This is a genomic window from Novosphingobium mangrovisedimenti (genome assembly GCF_025153475.1).
Classification (GTDB): domain Bacteria; phylum Pseudomonadota; class Alphaproteobacteria; order Sphingomonadales; family Sphingomonadaceae; genus Novosphingobium; species Novosphingobium mangrovi_A.
This window is the reverse complement of the sequence record NZ_JANZXA010000001.1, coordinates 228,486-248,585: the sequence shown is the minus strand read 5'-3', so window position 1 is coordinate 248,585 and position 20,100 is coordinate 228,486. Positions and strand designations below refer to the sequence as shown.

The following is a 20,100-nucleotide window of genomic DNA, read 5'->3' as shown; positions in this document are numbered from 1 at the left end:
CTCGCTGGAGCGGATCACTGGATGATGAAGCTGCGGAAGTAGACGGCATCGACGCCGCCGAAGCCTTCCTTCTGGGTCAGGACATCGTTGATCACGGAGGTCATGCGCTTCTGCAGGTGTTCCTTGCCCTCGATCGTGTAGACATCGTCCTCGGGCGTATCCGCGAGGATCTGGAGCAGCTTGGAGCGGATCGCGAGTTCATGCTTCTGCAGCCAGATCAGCACCCGGCCGTCGCGGCGGGTGGAGCAGGCGACGCTGGTCTGGATCAGCGCGTCGGAGTCCTTGAGGTTCGACGTGAAGGGTTCGGAGAAGGTGAAGTAGACGGTGCGGTACTCGTCGCCGCCTTCGCCCTCGACATCCATCGCCGGATCGTGTTCGCCTTCCTTGGGCTTGGGCATGTAGGGATCTTCCTGGCCCTTCAGGACGAGCTGCGGGCCGCGCTGCCGTTCTTCCTGGGCGTGGCTGCCGCCGATCACTCCGGTCGCAACGAGTGCGTAGACGCCCCCGGCACCGATCACGAGCATGCCTGCGGCGCCGAGCCCGATCATCAGCGCGATCTTGCCGGAGCTTTTCTTCTTGCCGTCCTTGGCGTGTTTGTCAGTCATTCAAGAGTTCCCCCTGGTATGCGCGAGATCAGGCGTAGATGCCGCTGCCGGACCGGGTGCCGTCCCGGGTCTGGCGGGGCGCGGACGCCTCCTGATCGTGCGGGAGGGAGGATGATCCCTGCCCACGGTTCATTGAGTGGCCAGCCTGATCGGCGCGGGCCTGCTGGTTGTGGCCGGTTCCGCTTCCCGTCCCCGTGCCGGCGGCGGAGGCCTGCTGCTGGGAGGAAGCCGAATTGTTCTGCGATTGCTGCTGCTGTTGCTGCCGCGAGGTGTCGTTGCCGTTGTCGTTGCCCGACGCGTTGCTCGACAGCGAGGCGTTCGCGGCGGCGTGGACGGCGCCGGCAAAGCCCGGATCGCTGTTGGCCATGGTCACCGAGAGGGCCTTGTCCTCGTGCCGGAACTGCAGCGAGATCTGGCCGAACTCGGCGTGGTTGATGGCAGTGCGCACCAAATGCGGGCTGGCGGCTTCGCGAGCCTCGGCAAGGCGCGAGACGAGCGTGGTGAAATCCTGGGGCCCTTCCGCCGGCTGCGTGGCCGGGATTGCGCCGGCGGCGAGGTGCGTCGCGGGCGTGGCTGCGGCCTGGAGGTGCGCGGGCTGGGTCACGAGCGGCAGCGGGGTCGCGCCGGCGGTCTGGCCCTGCGTCTGCGGCGAGGCGAGTTTGATCGCGTCGGCGTCGGTCCTGGCCTCGGCGGTCCGGGCCGGGTGCTGGCGCGTCGCCTGCGAGCGGGCCGGGGCGTCCTGGATGGTGTCTTCGCCTTGCGCGGCGGGTGCGAGCGGTGCGCGCGTGGCGAGCTGGACCGTCGTGGGCGTCGCGGCCTCGGGAGCCGTCGTCCTGGCAGCGGCCAGCGGCTGCGCGTCGCCGGCCGCGCGGGTGGTCTCTTCGGCGACGAGCTCGATCGGGGCGAGCGTGACCGCAGGCGCGGCTGGAGCGTTCTCGGTGCCTGTCGCTACGACGCTCGTCGCGGGCACGGTGCCATTTGCCGCCGGTGCGGCGACGGCTGCGGCCTTCGCAGCCGGGGCAAGGACCGCGCCGGTGCCGGTGGGAACGCGCGACAGTTTGCCGGCTGCGGCTGCGACGTCGCTGCCCGTGGCGCGGATCTGGTCCGTCGTCGTGGCGCGTGCGGGCTGCGGGACCGAGAGGAATTCGGCCAGGGCAAGGGGCAGGCTGGAAGCGTCGGGCATGGCGTCCGGGGAAGCTGCATCGGCATCGGATTCGGTGTCGGCGGACGGCTCTTTGCCACTATCCGGCAAGATCTTGCCGCCTGCCTTGCCGGCATTGCCGCCGGCAACGGAAGCCAGCAGCGCGGCGAGCGCGCTGTCGCCGTCCGGCAGAGCCTGTGCGATAGCTGTGTCAGAATTGCCCGAAGCATCGAAAATCGCCGAAAAGCTGGCCTTTTCCGCGCCGTTCGCGGAAGCCCCGTGCACTTTGCCGACGGCCAGCACGGAGCTGGCGGAAGGCGTCGGGGCAGCGGATTGGATCATGGGGTACGGGTCCTCGTTCTGACTTCGCAGAACACTAATCAAGATCCGTGCCAGATCCCTTTCTGCTGCCCAGGGCAGGGTGTTCGGAGGCTTTGGCGATCAGGCGCGCCTGCAGTTCGGCACGCTCCTCGATGGCGGCGCGGCGGCGTTCGGCCTCGGCCAGTTCGCGCTGCTTGGCATCGGCGATCGACTGTGCCCGCAAGGCGTCCCCGTCGGTGGTGCGGCTGATCGCCTGCAACCCGACGACGAAGCGGCCAAGCTGGCGGAGCGCCGCGCCGTCGTGGACCTCGCGCCGGTTGCCATAGTCAGAGGCCATGCGCCGCGTGCGTTCGGAGAGTGCGCGCAACTGCGTGAGCGTGCCTTCGGCCCGCGCCGCTTCGGCAGCGGCGGTCTGCTTGGCGATCGCGCGGATCTTTTCGAGCCGCCGAAGCCTCGCGAGCCGCTTGCGTTCTTCCTTCATCGCCCTGCCTCACGGCGCGATGGAGTCCTTGCCGCGTTCATCCCAGCAAGGCCACGAGTTGCGCGGCGCTGTCATCGAGGTCGATGAGTTCGCCGGCCGGCTGGCTGAGGAACGCGGTCAGCAGGTCGTGCATGGCGATGGCGCGGTCGAGCTGCTGGTCGGCGCCCGCGCGGTAGGCCCCCATCAGCACGAGATCGCGGTTGGCCTCGTAGCTGGCGGTGAGCGCGCGGAACTCGCGGGCAAGCTGCTGGTGCTGCGGCGAAACGATGTCGTTCATCACGCGGCTGAGCGAAGCGGCGATGTCGACCGCCGGATATTGCCCGCGCTGGGCCAGATCGCGCGAGAGCACGATGTGCCCGTCGAGGATCGAGCGGGCGGTGTCGACCACCGGGTCGTCCTGATTGTCGCCGTCGGCCAGCACGGTGTAGAGCCCCGTCACCGAGCCGCCGCTTGCAGCCGAATTGCCCGCGCGCTCGACCAGCTTGGTGATCGTGGCGAGGGCGGAAGGCGGATAGCCGCGCGCCGCGCCGGGCTCGCCGAGCAGGAGGCCGATTTCGCGCGCGGCGTGGGCCACGCGGGTCAGGCTGTCCATGATCAGCAGGACCTTCTTGCCTTGCGCGCGGAAGTGCTCTGCCATCGAGGTGGCGAGCATCGCGCCGCGCAGGCGCAGGTTCGGCGCATGGTCGGCCGGGACGGCCACGACCACGGTCTTGTCCTTCTTCTCGGCGTTCATGTGGCGCTCGACGAAGTCGGAGACTTCGCGCGCGCGCTCGCCGATGAGGCCGACGATGACGACATCGGCGCTGGCGCCCCGCGCGATCATGTCGATCAGCACCGACTTGCCGACACCCGATCCGGCCATGACGCCGATGCGCTGGCCGACCCCGAAGGTGGTGAGCGCATTCAGTGCGCGCACGCCGGTATCGAAGGTTTCGCGCACCGGGCTGCGGTCCAGCGCGGACGTGCGCCTGCCGCCGGCGGGCCATTCGCGGTGGCTGTGGATCTGCGGGCCACCGTCGATCGGCAGGCCTTCGCCGTCGACCGCGCGGCCCAGGAAGGCCTCGCCGACGGGCAGCATGCCGGGGTGCCCCTCGGGACAGACCCGCGCGCCGGGGCGCAGCATGATCGTGTCGCCAAGCAGCATCATCATCGTCTTGCCGTTGCGGAAGCCGATGACTTCGGCGGAAAGCGAGAGGTCGCGGCCATGGGCGATGCGGCACATCGCGCCGACCGGCACCGACAGGCCGCTGACTTCCAGCAGGCCGCCGTCGCAGGCGACGACGCGGCCGAAGCGCCGCGGGGCCAGATCGACCCGTTCGCCGGCGAGATCGGCCAGAATGGGATCCCAGAATCTCAGCACTGGTGCATGGCCTCGGCGATGGCGAGGCGCCAGGTGGCGGGCCCGTCCTCGACGCCGCCGTTCTGGCTGTCGATTCGGACGGTGCCGCGTTCCAGCCCCGGCTCGGGTTCGATCGTCCAGTCCTCGCGCAGGCGCGGGGCAAGCAGCTTGATGTCGTCCGGGTGGAGGCGGATGATCCGTTCGTCGTCGGCGCGCGAGAGCATGGACACGGCGCGCGCGATGCGGCTCATCAGGGCCTCTTCGTCGAGCACCAGCGGCGCGATCGCCGCTTCGCAGAGCGCGGCGACGGTGTCGCGCAGGCGCAGGCGCAGTTCCTCTTCGAGCGTGGCATCGAGGCGCAGGAACGAGAGCGTCAGACCCTCGAAGGCCGCGGCGTCTTCCGCCGCGCGGGCCTCGGCTTCGGCGCGTGCCTGTTCGTGGCCGGCGGCAAAGCCGTCGCTGAAGGCTTCGGCGACAGGATCGGGAGCGTCCTCTTCGGCGCGCGGTTCGAAGGGGTGCGGCTCCGGTTCCGGCTCGGGCGCCGGTGCGGGTTCCGGCACGACATCGCCGAAGCGCTTGTCGGGCGTGAAGCCGACGGGTCCGGCCAGCGCTTCAAGCAGGTTGAAGGCGGGCCTGGGAACCGGAAAGCCGAGATCAGACATAATCGTCGTCGCTCGAACCGAACGCGATCGAGCCTTCCGCCGCCAGCTTGCGGGCGATCATCACGATTTCCTTCTGCGCGGAAACGACGTCGGCCAGCTTGGTGCGGCCGCGCGCGGCGATCTCGTCCTTCACGCCATCGGCGGCGCGGCTGGACATGGCGCGGAAGAAGAACTCGCGCTCTTCTTCGCCGATGCCCTTGAGCGCGTCGATCAGGGTGTCGCTGGGAACCTCGCGCAGCAGCGTGCCCATGGCCATCGGGTCGAGCACGAAGAGGTGCTCGAACTTGAACATCTCTTCCTCGATCCGCTTGGCGAGCGGCCGGTCGAGCTTGTTCAGCTCGCTCATGATGCGTTTCTCGGTGGCCTTGTCGGCACCGTTGATGATGTCCGCGGCTTCGCGGGTGCCGCCCATCTGGAGCGGGCGCTGGCCATGGGCCTCGGCGATGCGGCGGTTGAGCAGTTCCTCCAGCATCTCGAGCGCGGGCGGGGAGACCGGGCCCAGCGTGGCGATGCGGTGGATGATCTCGGACTGCGCTTCCTTGGGTAGCGAGTGGAGCACTTCGGCGGCGACTTCCGGGTCGAGCTGGACCAGCAGCACGGCCACCGTCTGGGGATGCTCATCCTTGACGAGGGGCACCAGCGCCTCGGGCGTCAGCCAGCGCGCCAGTTCGAGCGTCGAATTCTTCGCGGGGGCCTCCGGAACGATCCGGCGCATCATGTTCTCGGTCTTCAGCTCGCCGATGGCACGGGTCATCATCGTGCGCACCTGGCCGACGCGATTGTGCGCGACGAGGCCCAGTTTCTCGGTCTTTTCGACGAAGCCGGCGATGGCCTGGGCAATGACGTCGGGGCTGATCTCGCCCAGCGCGCACATCTTCTCACCGAGCATGCGCAGCTCTTCGGGCTCGAGTTCGGAGAGGATGCCGGCGGTCTGGTCCTCGCCCAGCAGCATCATCATGACCGCGGCATTGTCCGCCGCGCGCAGTGGTACGATCTCGCTCATCAGGCGGCTTCCTGCTTGGGTTCGTCTTCGGTGGGCGGTTCATTGAGCATCTGGCGCAGCGCCGCGACGGCGCTCGCCGGCTGCTCGTTGACGAGGCGCTGGGCCAGGTCGAGCTGACGGGTCAGCAGATCCGAGCGGTTGATCTCGATGCTGATGTCTTCCGCGTTGGGGCGGTGCGACAGCGACGGCATGGCCGGCTGGCCGTCCTCGACGGCTTCATCCGCCCCGTCCGTCTCGTCTTCCGATTCCCCGTCTTCGGCGGTCTCGCTGCTTTCGGCCGGCTTGGCCTTCGCGGGCTTGTCGCCGCGCAGCGCCTTGACCATGGGGCGCACGCCGAGCAGCAGCACCAGCAGTACCGCCAGCACCGCCGCGCCGTTGCGCACGAGCATGGCGAACCAGCCGGTTTCGTAGAACGAGACGGGCTCCTTCGACATCGGCTCGAAGGCGCGGGTCAGCACCTTGACCTGGTCGCCGCGCTGCGGGTCGGCGCCGACGGCGGCACTGATCAGCGCCTCCAGGTCCTTGAGTTCCCCCTCCTTGGCGTCCTTCATGGCCTCCGCGCTGATGGCGACGGCGACTGAAAGGCGCCTGACCGAACCCGGCCGGCTGCTCGAAACCGAGACCTGGCGGCCCAGTTCGTAAGTGCGGGTCGAGGAAGACTCGCCGCTGGTCGGCGGGGTCATGCCGGGGGCTGCGGGCTGGGTGCCCTGCGGCGCGCCCGGCTGGACCTGGGTCGCGATGGGCGGCGTGTTGGCAAGGACGCCGGGAACGCCCGAGGCGGCCTGCGCCGCGCCGGTCGTTTTCGACTGCTGCTCGGACTCGCTGCGCACGACACCGTCCTTGTCATAGCTCTCGCGGGCCGAGGTGACCTCGTCCATGTTGAGCTGGACCTGGATCTCGGAGGTGAAGTTGCCTTCGCCCAGCACCGGAAGCAGCAGCTGCGAGACCTGTTCGCGCAGCTTGCTTTCCATGCGGGTCTGAAGGTCGAGCCGGTCGGAATCGATCCCGGCGGCTTCCGACAGCAGGCGACCGTGCTGGTCGATCACGCGGACCGAATCCGGCGAAAGGCCGGGAACCGAGCCGGCGACGAGGTTGACGATCGCGGCGACCTGGCTCTCGCTGAGCTGCCGGCCGGTCTTCATGCGGACCATGACCGAGGCGGTGGGCGGCACGTTGTCGCGCACGAACACGGACTTTTCGCCCTCGGCCAGATGGACCCGGACCGAGGAAACGCCGTCGATCTCGCCGATCGTGAGCTGGAGGTCGCGTTCACGGGCCGAACGCAGTCGCTCGCCTTCGAGCGTGCGGCTGGCGCCCATCGGCAGCTTGTCGAGCATGTCATCGCCGGTTTCGGGCGTCGCCAGCGCACCGTCGGAAGCGACCAGCATGCGTGCCTTGTAGAAATCGCTTTCGGCGACGGTGAGCGCGCCGGTGGTGTTGTCGATGTGATAGCCGATAGAGGCCTGGTCGAGTGCGGCGGCGACCCCGGCGCGCTCGCTGTCGTCGAGCTGGGAATAGAGTGTGCGCTGCGGGTCGGGCGACATGGCGCTCCAGGCCAGCAGGGCACCACCGATCGCCGTAACGCCGATGAAGGCAGGCAGCATCTTCTTGACCGCAGGCTGTGCGGTGAACGCGGAAAGGCGGGTCAGGATACTGCCGCCGGCCGGGTCGGTCAGCGGGGTGAACAGGGAAGCGGACGCGGGAAGTGCAGATCCCGGCGGGCCGTCCGGAGTAGCAGGTACGAGATCAGACATTTCTTATCAGACCCCCATTCGCATGATGTCCTGATAGGCGGACAACAGCTTGTTACGAACTTGCAGGGTCGCCTCGAAGGCGACGCCGGCTTCCTGGCGGGCGAGCATGACCTTGGCGACGTCGGTGACTTCGCCCTTCTGGTAGGCCTCGGTCAGTCCGGCAGCCTTGTCCTGCACGGCATTGACGCCATCGAGAGCGTTCTTCAGCGTATCGGCAAAGCCCTGTGCGGGCCCCTGCGCCGCGCCCGCGCCGCCGGTCGCGGCAGTCGCATCGGTGGCCTGCGTGGAATGCAGGTGCTTGAGCAGGTCGTTGCGCTGGATGATCTGCTGGCGCATCTGCATGATCTGCTGGATGCCGCCGGCGCCACCGCCGATGCCCGAGACGCCGCTCATCGCAGGCCGCCCACGGCAGTGCGGCCGATTTCAATCCCGGCTTCGCGTAGCGAGGCGAGGCGGTAGCGCAGGGTGCGTTCGGAAATGCCGAGTTCGCGAGCGGTGCGGCCACGGTTGCCGCCGCAGGCTTCGAGCGTTTCCATGATCGCGCGGGCCTCGGAGATCTGGACGACGCTCGACAGCTTGCGCGGGGCATCGGCATCGAGCACGTCCATGGCGGTCGCGGGTGGGGCGGCAACGAGGCGGGCGGGGCTGTCGAAGACGATGTCCTCGGGGGCGATCGTCGCCTTGCCGTGGGCCAGCAGCAGGGCGCGGCGCACGACGTTCTCCAGCTCGCGCACGTTGCCCGGCCACTGGTGCAGCTTGAGCATGGCCAGCGCGCCTTCGGTCAGGACGGGAACGCGGGCCGGGTCGGGCGCGTGGCGCATGGCCATCGCGAAGGCGAGCGGGGCGATGTCGTCCGGGCGCTCGCGCAGCGGGCGCAGCGTCAGCGGGAAGACGTTGAGGCGATAGTAAAGGTCGGCGCGGAAGCGGCCTTCGGCGACTTCGGCGGGAAGATCGCGGTTGGCGCAGGCGATGATGCGCACGTCGATCTTGATCGGGTGGGTCGAGCCGATCGGCACGACTTCCTGTTCCTGCAGCGCGCGCAGCAGCTTGGCCTGGAGCTGAAGGGGCATCTCGGCGATTTCGTCGAGCAGCAGGGTGCCGCCGTCGGCGGCGCGCATGAAACCTTCGCTGGCCTGGGTGGCGCCGGTGAAGGCGCCCTTCTGGTGGCCGAACAGCATGGCCTCGAGCATGGTCTCGGGCATCGCGGCGCAGTTGACGGCGATGAACGGACCGTTGCGGCGGTCGCTGCGGGCGTGGATGAAGCGGCTGAGCACTTCCTTGCCGGTGCCGGTCGGGCCGTTGATGAGGACGGGAATGTCGCTGGAGGCGAGGCGGTCGGCCAGCGCGAAGATCGAGAGGCTTTCCGGATCGGCGGCGATGGGCTCGGCGGAGCCGGCCATGGCGGCGAGCAGCATGGCCAGCGAGGCTTCGCTCACCGCGTCGCCGTAGGTCAGGTCGACCTGATCGGCGCCGGTGCGGCCGATCGCGGCAAGCTGTCCCCTCGCCACGCGCACGGTGCGGGCGTTCGGACGCAGCGGCGAAGTGTCGGTTGCGTCGCGCAGATCGATGGCATCGCAATCGAACAGCGAGGTTGCAATTGCCCTTGCGCGGTTGACCAGCGCTCCATGCCGGCGCGCAAATTCATCGTTAAGAGCCAGAGCGGCCATGTCTCGATATCCCCCAGTGGAATTAACCAGTTCCGAGGGCGGTTATGCGTGCCTAACGGCCAAGAGATAGGTAATTTAAGTCCTCGTATTAATACTTATTTTTGCCGTCATTCGGCAAGGCTCTGCAGGGCAATCGGCAAGCGTCCGGCAACAAACCGGCTTAATTTTGCCGGTCGGTTGCCGGTCTAGTCCCTGACAGCCGCGCCGGATGGGCCGGTCAGGTTGTTCGGACTTCGGGACACCTTAACGGGAGCTTACCATGTCAGTTATCAATACCAACATCGCCGCGATCAGGGCGACGAACGCTTCGACCCAGGCCAGCAAGATGCAGAGCACGGTGATGGAACGCCTCTCCACCGGTAAGCGCATCAACAGCGCGAAGGACGACGCCGCCGGTCTCGCCATTGCCACCTCGATGACTTCGGCCATCAAGGGCATGAGCCAGGGCATCCGTAACGCCAACGACGGCATCTCGCTGGCGCAGACCGCCGATGGCGCGATGTCGGAAGTCACCAACATGCTGCAGCGCGTTCGCGAGCTGGCCGTCCAGTCCTCGTCGGGCACCTACCAGGACTCCGACCGTACCGCGATGCAGTCGGAAGTTTCCGCTCTGACCGAACAGATCGGCGACGTGCTTTCGCAGACCAAGTTCAACGGCAACGCGCTGTTCTCGACCACGGCCGGCACGGACGTCACCTTCGACATCCAGACTGGTGCGAACTCGGGTGAGAACGTCACGCTGACCTCGACCGCGATCGACGGCACCAAGATCGACGCCACGGCGCTCGACGTCTCGACCTCCGCGCTCGCTTCGACCACGCTCACCAACGTCGATACCGCGCTGACCGAAGTCAACACCAACCGCGCCGGTCTCGGTGCCGGCCAGAACCGTCTCGAATCGGCGATCAACACCCTGACCAGCAACGTGACGAACCTGTCGGACGCGCGTTCGCGGATCGAGGACGCCGACTATTCGTCCGAAACCACGAAGATGGCCAAGGCGCAGATCCTCTCGCAGGCTTCGACCGCGATGCTCGCCCAGGCCAACCAGAGCCAGCAGAACGTGCTGTCGCTGCTGCGCTAATCGCTGACAGCGTAACCGGCCTGCCTTAACCAGGCAGGTTCCAGGGCCCGGTGGGTTCCCCAGACCGCCGGGCCCATTTTTGCGTCTGCGCTCCGCAGGTCCATGCCTGCGGAGCAGGTACTATTCCGCGATGTTCATCACATAAGCGCGGCGCGCGAAGCGCCAGCGGCCGTCCTGCTTGACCAGTTCGTCGTCGTAGCGCGCGGAGAATTTCTGGACCGTGCCCCTGATCCGCGCGATCTCGCGCACGTGGCAGCGTGCGGTCGCGGTCTGGCCGGCCACGCGGATGGACCCGGGCATGGCGAAGAAGGCCATGGCATCCATCGCCGCGAAGAGCTGGTCCCAGCGGTCGGACAGCGCCGCCTTGCCGATGACGTCGCCCGCCGACGTGGACCACACGCAGTCCTCGGTCCAGCAATCCAGCCACTGCCGCTTGTCCATGCGCGAGGAGGCATCGGCATAGGTTTCCATCAGGTCGCGGATGGCCATGCGTTCGTGCGCCGGGCCGGCGAAGGCGGCGTCCGGCGGGTCGGGCCGGACCTCGCGCTTGAGCGTGTAGGTGCGGTCGACGAACCACCAGCGGCCCGCGCGCCGTTCCAGCAGGTCTTCGTAGCGGCCGGTCAGGTCCCAGGTCGACCCGTCGGCGTAGAGCAGGCTCTCGGTCTGGTAGAGCCGCGCGGTGGCCTCGTCTCCCTCGATCTCCAGCGCGCCGATGCGGATGTCGATCGTGACGTCGACGACGTCGGCCATGATCTGGTCGAACGTCGTGCCGATCGCCACCGCGCCTGCCACGTCGAAATAGGGCGAGCGCCAGCGTGCATCGTCGGCATAGGCGGCGAGCCAGGCTTCACGGTCTATCCGCGCGGCACCATCGGCATAGCCTTCGTAGAGTTCGCGAATGGCGAGGCGGTCGGATTCGGGGCCGGTGAAGGGCATGCGGTCAGTCCACGACCAGCTTGTCGAATTCGCCGATGGTCTGCGTGTAGTCGCGCCGGGTGAACTTCCACTCGCCGTCCACCTTGCGCAGGCTGTCGGCATAGTGGCCGCACAGCTTGAAGTGGCTGCCGTTCTTCATCAGCACCACCTCGCGCGCGTAGGAGCGCACCCGCGCGGTATCGCCGTTGATCTCCATCGCGCCGATTTCGCCCAGGAAGGCGACGGTTTCCCAGTCCTTCCACAAGTCGTCCCAGGTCTCGAGCAGGGCATCGTGGCCGCCGGCGTCGAACAGGTGGCTGGTCCAGCATCCGTCCGGGGTGAAGCAGGAAACCCACTGCTCGCGATCGCCGCGCCAGCTTGCATCGCCATACGTGCCGTACAGCTCGCGGATGGCGAGGCGGTCTTCGACCGGGCCGGTGAATGCCATGTATGCTCTCCCTCTCTTTGGAGAGCATGGTGCGACGACGCGGGCGCGGGAGCAAGCGCGCCGCGGATCGCGGACGCGATGCTCCCCGCCGCGCAGGGCGCGCCTGTGGCAGGACCGCTATCCTAGTCCAGCAGCGTGATCGAGATCCGGCGGTTGCGTGGGTCGTGCGGGTCGGTGGGGATCAGCAGTTCGGTGTCGGCGACGCCTTCGATCCGCTTGAACCGGGTCTCGGGTATGCCGTCGCGGATGAGAGCCTGCCGCGTCGATTCGGCCCGTCCCGCCGAGAGCGACCAGTTGTTGCCCTGCGTGCCCGCCTTGTAGGGCAGGGCATCGGTGTGGCCGCGGATGGTGAGCTGGCCCTCGTCCGGGCCCACGGCCTCGGCAATCGCGCCGACCAGTTCGGCGGCTTCGGGCGTGAGTACGGTGGTGCCGAGGCGGAACATCGAGAAATCGGCGTCGTCGACCAGATCGATGCGCACGCCCAGCGTGGTGTCGACGAGGCGCACCTGCTTGGCGAGCGCGCGCAGTTGCCGGGTCGAGCGCAGCTTTTCCTCGATCGCCATCTTGGAGCGCGTGGTGCGTTTGACCTTGCTGCCGCCTTCCTTGGGACCGCCGGTGGCGTCGCGCGGGATGGTGAGCGACTTCGTGCCGGTCTGCCCGGCGCGGTGCGGATAGTCGTCGGAATCGGTGAGCGACGAGCCGCCCAGCAGGCCGGCGGCCGAACCTGCCGAAAGCTCCTTGTTCTTTACCAGTGTCGGCGTGAAATAGTCGGCAATGCCCTTTCGCTGCTTTTCGGTAGTGGCGCCAAGGATCCACAGGAGAAGGAAGAAGGCCATCATCGCGGTCACGAAGTCGGCGTAGGCGACTTTCCATGCGCCACCGTGGTGCCCCCCCTCGACGACCGTGATCTTCTTGACGATGATCGGCCTGGGGGGCTCGTTCTTGCCTCTCTTGGTGGCCATGTCAGCGGCCTCTCATCGCGTCGAGCAGTTCCGATAGGCCCGGCCGGAAGGCATGGCCGAGGCCGGAACGGGCCGATTCCACCACCAGCGGCTGCGGCCAGCCGTGGAGCGAGGCGATGATGACCTGCTTGACGGCATGGAAGATCTGCTCGTCCTGCTCGTTCACCTGCTTGAGGCGCCCCGCCATCGGGGCGACGATGCCATAGGCCAGAAGCACGCCGAGGAAGGTGCCGACCAGCGCCGAGCCGATCATGCCGCCCAGGATCGAGGGCGGCTCGTCGATCGAGCCCATGGTCTTCACCACGCCGAGCACGGCGGCGACGATGCCGAGCGCGGGCAGGGCGTCGGCCAGGGTCTGCAGTGCGTGCTGTGGCTCGTGCATTTCGTGGAAGTGCGTCTTCATGGCATTGTCCATGACGTCCTCGACCGCGTGGACTTCCAGCGTGCCGGAGGAGACGACGATCAGCGTCAGCGTGTCGCAGATCAGGTGCACCAGCGGCTCGTTCGCGAGAACGCGGGGAAATTCGGCGAAGAGCGAGGAGGTCCGGGGATCGTTGACATGGCTTTCCAGCGCAACCGGTCCTTCCGAGCGCAGGATGCGCATCAGGCGGGTGGTCAGGATGATCGCGTCGATATGATCCTGCCGGTTGTGCTTGGGGCCCTTGAAGACCCGCATGAACCCGCTGCCCAGCGCCTTGAGCTCGTGCATCGAGTTGCCGGTCACGACCGCGCCCACGGCGGCGCCGCCGATGATCAGGAACTCGTGCGGGATCGCGTGGAGGACGGGGCCGAGCGCACCGCCGGTGAACGCGAAGCCGCCGAACACCATCACCAGCAGGATCACGACGCCGATGATTGCAAACATGGTTAACTACCCCCGTCAAAAAAGAACCCGGCCCTGCCGAAGGGCCAGGGGATCTGTGTCAGCGCAAGTTGTCGAAGAGGCTCAGGCCCGAAAGCTTGGTGAAGCTGGCCTGGCTGGCCTCGAGAACGGTCAGCGTCTGCTGCAGCTGTGCCACGGTGGACGCGATGTCGGTGCCGCCGAGGCTGGCTTCCTCGGTGGTGCGAAGTTCGGTCAGGGTGCTGCGCCGTTCGCTGACGACGTCGAGCCATGCGAGCCGCGTGCCGACCACGGTCTGGCCGGTGGTGAGCGTGTCGATGCCCTGCTTCAGCGATTCCAGGGCATCGGCGGCGGCTCCGGCCGGATCGGTGGAGCCGCCCTTGAGCGCGTCGGAAAGCGCCTTGACCGTCGCCATCACGTCGGTCGTGTTGCCGCTTGCGTCGGTGAAACTGAAGATCTGCGGCCCGGTGATTGACCGGGCCACGGTCTGGCCGTCGCCGATCGGCAGGTCGCCGGTGCTGTTCGTGCCGATATAGACCGCGTTGCCGCTGGCATCGACCGAGTAGGCATTGCCGGCGCTTTCGCCGCCGAACAGCGCATGGCCGTTGGAATCGCGCGAGTTGGCCAGCGAGATCAGGTCGTCGTGGATCTGGTCGAGTTCGGCTCCGATTCCGGCGCGCTGCTGGTCGGTGAGCGTCGATGAAGCGGCCTGGGTGGCGAGTTCCTGCGCGCGGATGATCGTGGTGGCCATGTTTGAGATGGCCGAGTCCGCCAGCGACAGGTCTGCATTGGCGCGGTCGGCGTTGGTGGTGTCGATGCTGGAAAGCGATTCCAGTCGCGACAGCGTGCGCAGCCGTGCGGCGGCGACCGGATCGTCCGAGGCGCGCGTGAGCTTCTCGCCGCTGCCGAGCTGCGCCTGCAGCGTTTCGGCCTGCGAACGCAGGTCCTTCATGCTCGCGCGGGCCCGTTCGTAAAAGGCGCTGGTACTGGTCGAGACGATCGGCATGGCGGATCTACCTGATGGAAAGGATAGAGTCGAAGATGTCGGAAGCCACCTGCATCACCCGGCCCGAAGCCTGGAATGCCTGCTGGAAGCGGACGAGATTGATGGCCTCGTGGTCGAGGTCGACGCCGGCCTGCGCCTGGAGCGCGATCTTGGCCGAGCTGGCGACCGAATCGAGCGCGTCGCGGGTCACGGTCCGGCCGGCGACCGCACTGGAAATGTCGAACAGCAGCGCGTTCATCGACCCGGCCGGATCGGCGGTGGTCAGCGCGGTTCGCAGCGATTCGAGGTTGGAGGCATCGCGGCTGTTGGCGGCGCTGCCTGCGGCGGCCGTGGCGATCGCGCTGCCGCCGCTCGCGATCATGGTGATGTCGGCGGCGCCGGTGCCGGAAAAGAGCGGCTGCCCGGCATTGCCGTCGAGGTCGACGCCGCTGGCCTGGGCGGCATTGACGACGGAGATCACCTGCGTGGCGATGTCGTCCAGCTGGGTGCGGTTGGCGGCAAGCTGGGTCAGGGCCTGATTCTTGCCGGCAAGCGATCCCGAAGCCAGCGTGGCCGCGGTGCCGTCCACCGTGAAGCCGAGCGTGCCGTCGCTTGCGATCGACATCGCGAAAGTGCTGGCGGTGCCGCCGGAAACCAGGGTGGGGCCGGACGAAGCGCCCAGGCTGACCGAAACGACGCCGTTCTGGCCGAAGCTGGTCGAGATGCCGACCTGCTTGCTCAGCTTTTCCAGCAGCGAGTCGCGCTGGTCGAGCAGGCTGGTCTGGTCGCTCGAGGCATCCGACGCGCGCGAAAGGCGCAGGTTCACCTTGGCCAGTTCGCTGGTGATGAGGTTGACGGAATCGACCCCGTCCTGCGCTTCGAAATGAAGGCCGTCGCTCACCGCGTCGAGGCTGGAAGAGGCGACGTTGAAGGTCTGCGCCAGGTTGCGGCCCTGCTCGATCGCGGATGCGCGCAGGCTGGCGTCGGTCGGGTCCGAGAGCAGTTGCTGCAGCGAGCCTTCGAAATTGACGATGGAATCGTAGACGCCCGTCTGTTCGACTGCGCTCTCGATGTTCTCCAGCCCCTGAACCTCGGCATCCGCGCGCGCGGCATCGGCGCCGGTGCGGCGCACTTCCGACTGCCGGAACGAGTCCGCATTGCGCACCACGCCGCCGACCCGCACGCCGCCGAGATTGATCGCGGTCGGCGAGGAGCTGACCGAGTTCGCGGACAGTTCGGCCACGCTGACGCTGCGGCGGACATAGCCTTCCGACGAGGCGTTGGAGATGTTCTGCGCAGTCACGTCCAGCGCCGCCTTGGCGGCGCGCGCACCGGAACTGGCGATCGAGAGGAGGTCCGCACCCATGGCTTATGCCGCTCCCGGGGTCTTGGCCGTCGCGGCGCCGGCGGCGTCGCTGTCCGACGGCAGGAAACGGGCCATCTGCGCCTCGATGATCGTCGCGAAGCCGAGCGTCCCGGTCTGCGCGGTGACGTCGGCGAAGTGTTCGTCCTGCATCTGGTTGAAGGTGTCGAGCGCCTGGCTGCCGAGCAGGTCGTCGCCGCCGAAGTCGGTCTTGCGCGCGGCGGCCAGCATCTGGCGCATGAACAGCGCCTCGAACTGCTTGGCGACGGCCGAGAGCTTCTCGTGGTCGGTGGCGGTCGGGGCCGTGGTCAGGCCCGCCAGGGAAGACGTGATGATGCTCATATCACTACCATTTCCGCTTTCAGCGCGCCGGCCTGCTTGAGGGCCTCGAGAATGGCGACGAGGTCGGACGGGGTGACGCCCAGCATGTTGAGGGCATCGACCACCTTGGACAGCGAGGCGCCGCCCCTGAACATCGCGACCGAACGCTTTTCCTCGTCGGTGGAGATCGTCGAGTTCTGCTCGACGGCGGTCCTGCCGCGGCTGAACGGCGCGGGCTGGACCACCGTGGGGTCCTCGTCGACGCGCACGGTCAGCTTGCCGTGGCTGATCGCGGCGGGCGAGAGGCGCACCGCCGAGTTGATGACGACGGTGCCGGTGCGGCTGTTGACGATGACGCGGGCGGCGGTTTCCGCCGGATCGACCTGGATCATCTCGATCGCCGCCATCACGCTGGCGCGGGTGTTGGGATCGAGCGGAAGGTGCAGCGCCAGCGTCACGCCGTCCTCGACCGAGGCGGTGCCCGGCAGGCGGGTGTTGATCGCGTCGCGCACGCGTGCGGCGGTGAGGAAGTCGGCGTTGAACAGGTTCCAGCGCAGCACCGGGGCACTGTCGAAGCCGGTGGCGACCGCGCGTTCGACGCTGCCACCGTCGGCGATGCGGCCCACGGTCGGGATGTTGACAGTGATGTGCGAGCCGTCCTTGCCGCCGGCGCTGAGGCCGCCGACCGCCAGGTTGCCTTGTGCCATTGCGTAGATCTGACCGTCCGCGCCGTAGAGCGGCGTCATGATCAGCGCGCCGCCGCGCAGCGACTTGGCCTTGCCGATGGTGGAGACGGTCACGTCGATGCGCTGGCCGGGCTTGGCGAAGGCGGGCAGGTCGGCGGTGACCATCACTGCCGCGGCGTTCTTGAGCCCCGGCGCGACGCCGGCGGGCAGGGTCAGGCCCATGCGGCCCGAGACGCCCTTCATCGCCTGCGTCAGGTATTCGAGGTTGTCGTCGCCCGTGCCCGGCAGGCCGACGACGATGCCGTAGCCGGTGAGCTGGTTCGAGCGCACGCCCTGGAACTGGCCGAGGTCGCGCACGCGTTCGGCCATGGCGGCACCCGGAACGAGCAGCGCAAGGGCGGCGAGGGAAAGGAGGATGCGGCGGATCATGGCGGCCCCCATCAGAACGGCGAGATCAGGTTGAAGAACCGGCCGAGCCAGCCCTGCTTGCTCGAACGCTGCAGCGCGCCCTTGCCGGTGTATTCGATGCGGGCATCGGCCACGCGGCTGGAGGGAATCGCGTTTTCCTGGTTGATGTCGGCCAGTCGAATGATGCCGGAAAACCGGACCCATTCGTCACCCTGGCTGAGCAGCATCTTCTTTTCCCCTTTGACGAGTGCGGTACCGTTGGGGCGCACTTCGGCGATGGTCACGGAAAGCGTGGAGGCGAGCGTACTCGTCTGGGCCGCGTTTCCACCTCCGTTGAACGACGAGGAAGAGCTGGCTTTAAGCGCGTCGGGGTTCAGGAAGGACAGCGGTCCGGCTGTGGGCGGAACGATCGAGGCGCTGCCGCCCTTGGAATTCTTCGAGGTGACCGACTTGGTCGCAGTGGTGTTCTCGACGAGCATGATCGTCACCGGATCGCCGACGCGCGCGGCGCGCGTGCCGGTGTAGAGCGGCGAGTAGCCGGCCGAGGCGTTGAAGATGCCGCCGGTCGGCGCCTGCGGCTGAACCGGCCGGGAGACCGGCAGCGTCGGCTCGAAACCGGAAGGCTCCTGCTTCTTGCGCGCGAGGGCGGGCGAGGTGGATGCGCCCAGCACCGTCATTGCGACCAGCGCGGCGACAAGGGGTCTGTGTTTCCGGTCCATCATGATCACAGCGTCTGGTTGGCGTTCTGCAGCATCTCGTCGACCGCCGAGATCATCTTGGAATTGATCTCGTAGGCGCGCTGGGTCTCGATCATGTCGACCAATTCCTCGACGATGTTGACGTTGGAACCTTCGAGCATGCCCTGGCGGATCTGGCCGCGGCCCTGCTCGCCGGCGATGCCGATCTGCGCCGGGCCGCTGGCCGCGGTCTCCAGCATGAAGTTGTCCGAAGCGGCCTGGAGCGCCGCCGGATTGGTGAAGCTGGCGACCGTGAGCTGGCCGAGCTGCGCGGGATCGCTCTGCCCGGCGATCTGCGCCGAGACCGTGCCGTCCTGCGAGATCGTGATCGAGGTCGAGCCTTCGGGAATGGAGATCGGCGGCTGCACGATATAGCCCTGCGCGGTCACGAGCTGGCCATCGGCCGAGCGCGTGAAGTTGCCGGCGCGGGTGTAGCCGAGCTGGCCGCCGGGCAGGGAGACCTGGAAATAGCCGTCGCCGTCGAGCGCGAGGTCGAGCGAGTTGCCGGTGGCGTTCAGCGAGCCCTGCGTCTCCATGCGCGTGGTCGACTGGATGCCGACGCCGGTGCCGAGGTTGAGCCCGGTGGCATAGGCCGTCTCGTTCGACGATTGCGCACCGGCCACGCGCGCATCCTGATAGGCGAGCGTGGCGAAGTTGGCGCGGTCGCGCTTGAAGGCGGTGGTCGAGACGTTGGCGAGGTTGTTCGAGATCACGCGCATGCGCGTGTCCTGGGCCTCGAGCCCCGTGCGGGCGACCTGGAGTGCTGAACTGGGCATGGTCTTGTTCTTCCTCAGCTATCGATGCGCATGAGACGGGCGCCGGCTTCGTCGAGCTTGCTGGCGGTCTGCACGAGCTTGGTGCGCATATCGAAGAGACGCTGGGCCGAGATCATCTCGACCAGGACTTCGGACGCGTTGACGTTGGAGCCTTCGAGCGCGCCGGGAACGATCCGGGCATTCTCGTCGACCGGAAGGACCCCGCCGCCGCGCACGCGGAACTGGCCGGCGATGTCCTTGGTGACCTGCGTGCCGGTGGTGCTGACCAGCTTGAGCCGGTCGATCGCCTGCGGCGGCTGGTCGGGGTTGAGCGGATCGGCGATGAGCACGTTGCCATCGGGCGCGATCGACATCTTGGCGCCGGGCGGCACGGTGATCGGGCCGTTCTCGCCGATGACCGGCAGGCCCTCGCCGTTCTGCAGCACGCCGGTCACGGTAACCGAAAGGTCGCCGCGCCGGGTGTAGCTTTCCTGCCCGTCGGGCGCCTGCACCGCGAGCATGGTGTCGCCCTGCATGGCGATGTCGAGCGGGTTGCCGGTCTGGCTGATCTCGCCATCCTTCATCGAGGCGCCCTGCACCTCGGTGCTGGTCATGGACCGCACTTCCAGCTGCGGGCCGTCCAGCGTCATCGGCGTCGCCTGCAGGATCTCGGCCTTGAAGCCGACGGTCTGGGCATTGGCCATGTTGCTGGCGATCACGCGCTCGCGGTTGAGCGAGGCGTTCATGCCCGAAACGGCGGTGTAGATCAGCCGGTCCATCGATCAGCTCCCAGCGCTATCCGCGTCAGGTCCGCAGGTTGATGATGGCCTGCGAGACCTGCGTGGCGGTGTCGATGGCCTTGGCGTTGGCCTGGAAGTTGCGCTGCGCGGTGATCAGCGAGACAAGTTCCTCGGCGATGTCGACGTTCGAACGCTCCAGCGCGCCTGACAGCAGGTCGCCGTAGCTGTTCGATCCGGGCTGGCCGTAGCTTGCCGAGCCGGAAATGCCCGTGGCCGACCAGGACGCGTTGCCCATCTGCTTGAGGCCGGTCGGGGCGATGAAGTTGGCGAGGGCGACGATGCCGAGCGTCTCGTTCGAACCGTCGGCGTAAGTGGAGACGACCTTGCCTTCCTGGGTGATCGTCACGCCGGCGAAATCCGCGCCTGCGGCATTCTTCGACGGAACCTGCACCGATTGCAGGGTCGTGCCGCTGATCGCGCCGGCGCTGTCGACGGGGAAGACCTGGAGCTGGGCGCCCTGGGCATTCTTGACGAAGCCGCTGCCGTCGATCGAGAACGCGCCGTTGCGGGTGTACTGGGTGTCGCCCGAAAGCGGCGATACCATGGTGAAGAAGCCTTCGCCGTTGATCAGCACGTCGAGCGCGTTGCCGGTCTGCTCGATCGCGCCGATCGAGAAGTCCTGGGTGATCGCGGCGACGCTCGAACCGACGCCGGTGGTCGTGGCCGGGTTGGCCATGGCCGAGGCGGAGACGATGTCGGAGAAGGCGGTGTTGCTCTTCTTGAAGCCGCCGGTCTCGGCATTGGCGATGTTGTTCGAAATGACGTTGAGGTCGGTCTGGGCAGCCTTCAGGCCGCTGAGCGAGGTATAGAAGGACATTGTTT

General features: G+C 67.6%; 22 protein-coding genes. 1 reads left to right on the top strand and 21 read right to left on the bottom strand.

From position 1 onward, the window contains the following. Positions 1-14: 14 nt before the first annotated feature. Genes NZK81_RS01300 through NZK81_RS01260 form a run of 9 tightly spaced genes read right to left on the bottom strand, consistent with a single transcriptional unit; the run spans position 15 to position 8,973 of the window. Complete coding sequence (locus tag NZK81_RS01300) at positions 15-605, bottom strand: flagellar basal body-associated FliL family protein (RefSeq protein ID WP_260043262.1); 591 nt, start codon at positions 603-605, stop codon at positions 15-17. A gap of 28 nt (positions 606-633) precedes the next feature. Beyond that, positions 634-2,088, bottom strand: a complete 1,455-nt coding sequence (locus NZK81_RS01295) for a hypothetical protein (RefSeq protein WP_260043261.1) — start codon at positions 2,086-2,088, stop codon at positions 634-636. Between the two features lie 34 nt (positions 2,089-2,122). Further along, on the bottom strand, positions 2,123-2,548 hold the full coding sequence (locus NZK81_RS01290; protein ID WP_260043260.1) for a hypothetical protein: 426 nt from the start codon (positions 2,546-2,548) through the stop codon (positions 2,123-2,125). Positions 2,549-2,585: 37 nt separating this feature from the next. Continuing rightward, positions 2,586-3,908 (bottom strand): FliI/YscN family ATPase, encoded by a 1,323-nt coding sequence (locus NZK81_RS01285; protein ID WP_260043259.1) that lies wholly within the window; start codon positions 3,906-3,908, stop codon positions 2,586-2,588. Next, entirely contained in the window at positions 3,902-4,549 is a 648-nt protein-coding gene (locus NZK81_RS01280; protein WP_260043258.1) for a FliH/SctL family protein, read from the bottom strand. The genes NZK81_RS01285 and NZK81_RS01280 overlap by 7 nt, the downstream gene beginning before the upstream one ends. Continuing rightward, positions 4,542-5,552, bottom strand: coding sequence for a flagellar motor switch protein FliG (gene fliG, locus NZK81_RS01275; protein WP_260043257.1), 1,011 nt, complete (start codon positions 5,550-5,552; stop codon positions 4,542-4,544). The genes NZK81_RS01280 and fliG overlap by 8 nt, the downstream gene beginning before the upstream one ends. After that, positions 5,552-7,306 (bottom strand): flagellar basal-body MS-ring/collar protein FliF, encoded by a 1,755-nt coding sequence (fliF, locus tag NZK81_RS01270; protein ID WP_260043255.1) that lies wholly within the window; start codon positions 7,304-7,306, stop codon positions 5,552-5,554. Before fliF ends, fliG begins: the two co-directional genes overlap by 1 nt. Positions 7,307-7,312: 6 nt before the next feature. Next, entirely contained in the window at positions 7,313-7,699 is a 387-nt protein-coding gene (fliE, locus tag NZK81_RS01265) for a flagellar hook-basal body complex protein FliE (RefSeq protein WP_260043254.1), read from the bottom strand. Beyond that, on the bottom strand, positions 7,696-8,973 hold the full coding sequence (locus NZK81_RS01260) for a sigma-54 interaction domain-containing protein (RefSeq protein WP_260043253.1): 1,278 nt from the start codon (positions 8,971-8,973) through the stop codon (positions 7,696-7,698). The genes fliE and NZK81_RS01260 overlap by 4 nt, the downstream gene beginning before the upstream one ends. A 259-nt stretch (positions 8,974-9,232) precedes the next feature. Here NZK81_RS01260 and NZK81_RS01255 point away from each other — a divergent pair, with 259 nt between their 5' ends. Beyond that, a complete protein-coding gene (locus NZK81_RS01255) occupies positions 9,233-10,057 on the top strand; it encodes a flagellin N-terminal helical domain-containing protein (RefSeq protein WP_260043252.1) in 825 nt (274 codons plus the stop codon). A 120-nt stretch (positions 10,058-10,177) separates the two neighbouring features. Here the strand turns inward: NZK81_RS01255 and NZK81_RS01250 are convergent, their stop codons facing one another. From NZK81_RS01250 to NZK81_RS01195, 12 genes are all read right to left on the bottom strand, one after another. After that, positions 10,178-10,993, bottom strand: a complete 816-nt coding sequence (locus NZK81_RS01250) for a nuclear transport factor 2 family protein (protein ID WP_260043251.1) — start codon at positions 10,991-10,993, stop codon at positions 10,178-10,180. 4 nt (positions 10,994-10,997) lie between these two features. After that, complete coding sequence (locus NZK81_RS01245; protein ID WP_260043250.1) at positions 10,998-11,420, bottom strand: nuclear transport factor 2 family protein; 423 nt, start codon at positions 11,418-11,420, stop codon at positions 10,998-11,000. Between the two features lie 122 nt (positions 11,421-11,542). Next, positions 11,543-12,382 carry a flagellar motor protein MotB gene (locus NZK81_RS01240; RefSeq protein WP_260043249.1) on the bottom strand — a complete coding sequence of 280 codons (840 nt, stop codon included), beginning with the start codon at positions 12,380-12,382 and terminating at the stop codon, positions 11,543-11,545. A 1-nt stretch (position 12,383) separates the two neighbouring features. Further along, positions 12,384-13,247: a flagellar motor stator protein MotA gene (gene motA, locus NZK81_RS01235; RefSeq protein WP_260043247.1), complete on the bottom strand. Its 864-nt coding sequence runs from the start codon at positions 13,245-13,247 to the stop codon at positions 12,384-12,386. A 58-nt stretch (positions 13,248-13,305) separates the two neighbouring features. Continuing rightward, positions 13,306-14,229 carry a flagellar hook-associated protein FlgL gene (gene flgL / locus NZK81_RS01230; RefSeq protein WP_260043246.1) on the bottom strand — a complete coding sequence of 308 codons (924 nt, stop codon included), beginning with the start codon at positions 14,227-14,229 and terminating at the stop codon, positions 13,306-13,308. Between the two features lie 7 nt (positions 14,230-14,236). Continuing rightward, positions 14,237-15,574: a flagellar hook-associated protein FlgK gene (gene flgK, locus NZK81_RS01225; protein WP_260043245.1), complete on the bottom strand. Its 1,338-nt coding sequence runs from the start codon at positions 15,572-15,574 to the stop codon at positions 14,237-14,239. 3 nt (positions 15,575-15,577) lie between these two features. Continuing rightward, positions 15,578-15,913, bottom strand: a complete 336-nt coding sequence (locus tag NZK81_RS01220; protein WP_260043243.1) for a rod-binding protein — start codon at positions 15,911-15,913, stop codon at positions 15,578-15,580. Continuing rightward, on the bottom strand, positions 15,910-17,007 hold the full coding sequence (locus tag NZK81_RS01215; protein WP_260043241.1) for a flagellar basal body P-ring protein FlgI: 1,098 nt from the start codon (positions 17,005-17,007) through the stop codon (positions 15,910-15,912). The genes NZK81_RS01220 and NZK81_RS01215 overlap by 4 nt, the downstream gene beginning before the upstream one ends. An 11-nt stretch (positions 17,008-17,018) precedes the next feature. Further along, the gene (locus tag NZK81_RS01210; RefSeq protein ID WP_260043239.1) at positions 17,019-17,708 is read right to left on the bottom strand and encodes a flagellar basal body L-ring protein FlgH; all 690 of its coding nucleotides are present in this window, start codon (positions 17,706-17,708) and stop codon (positions 17,019-17,021) included. 2 nt (positions 17,709-17,710) lie between these two features. Beyond that, on the bottom strand, positions 17,711-18,499 hold the full coding sequence (gene flgG / locus NZK81_RS01205; RefSeq protein WP_260043237.1) for a flagellar basal-body rod protein FlgG: 789 nt from the start codon (positions 18,497-18,499) through the stop codon (positions 17,711-17,713). A 14-nt stretch (positions 18,500-18,513) separates the two neighbouring features. Next, entirely contained in the window at positions 18,514-19,257 is a 744-nt protein-coding gene (locus NZK81_RS01200) for a flagellar basal body rod protein FlgF (RefSeq protein ID WP_260043235.1), read from the bottom strand. A 25-nt stretch (positions 19,258-19,282) separates the two neighbouring features. Then, positions 19,283-20,095: a flagellar hook-basal body complex protein gene (locus NZK81_RS01195; RefSeq protein ID WP_260043233.1), complete on the bottom strand. Its 813-nt coding sequence runs from the start codon at positions 20,093-20,095 to the stop codon at positions 19,283-19,285. Positions 20,096-20,100: the final 5 nt, after the last annotated feature.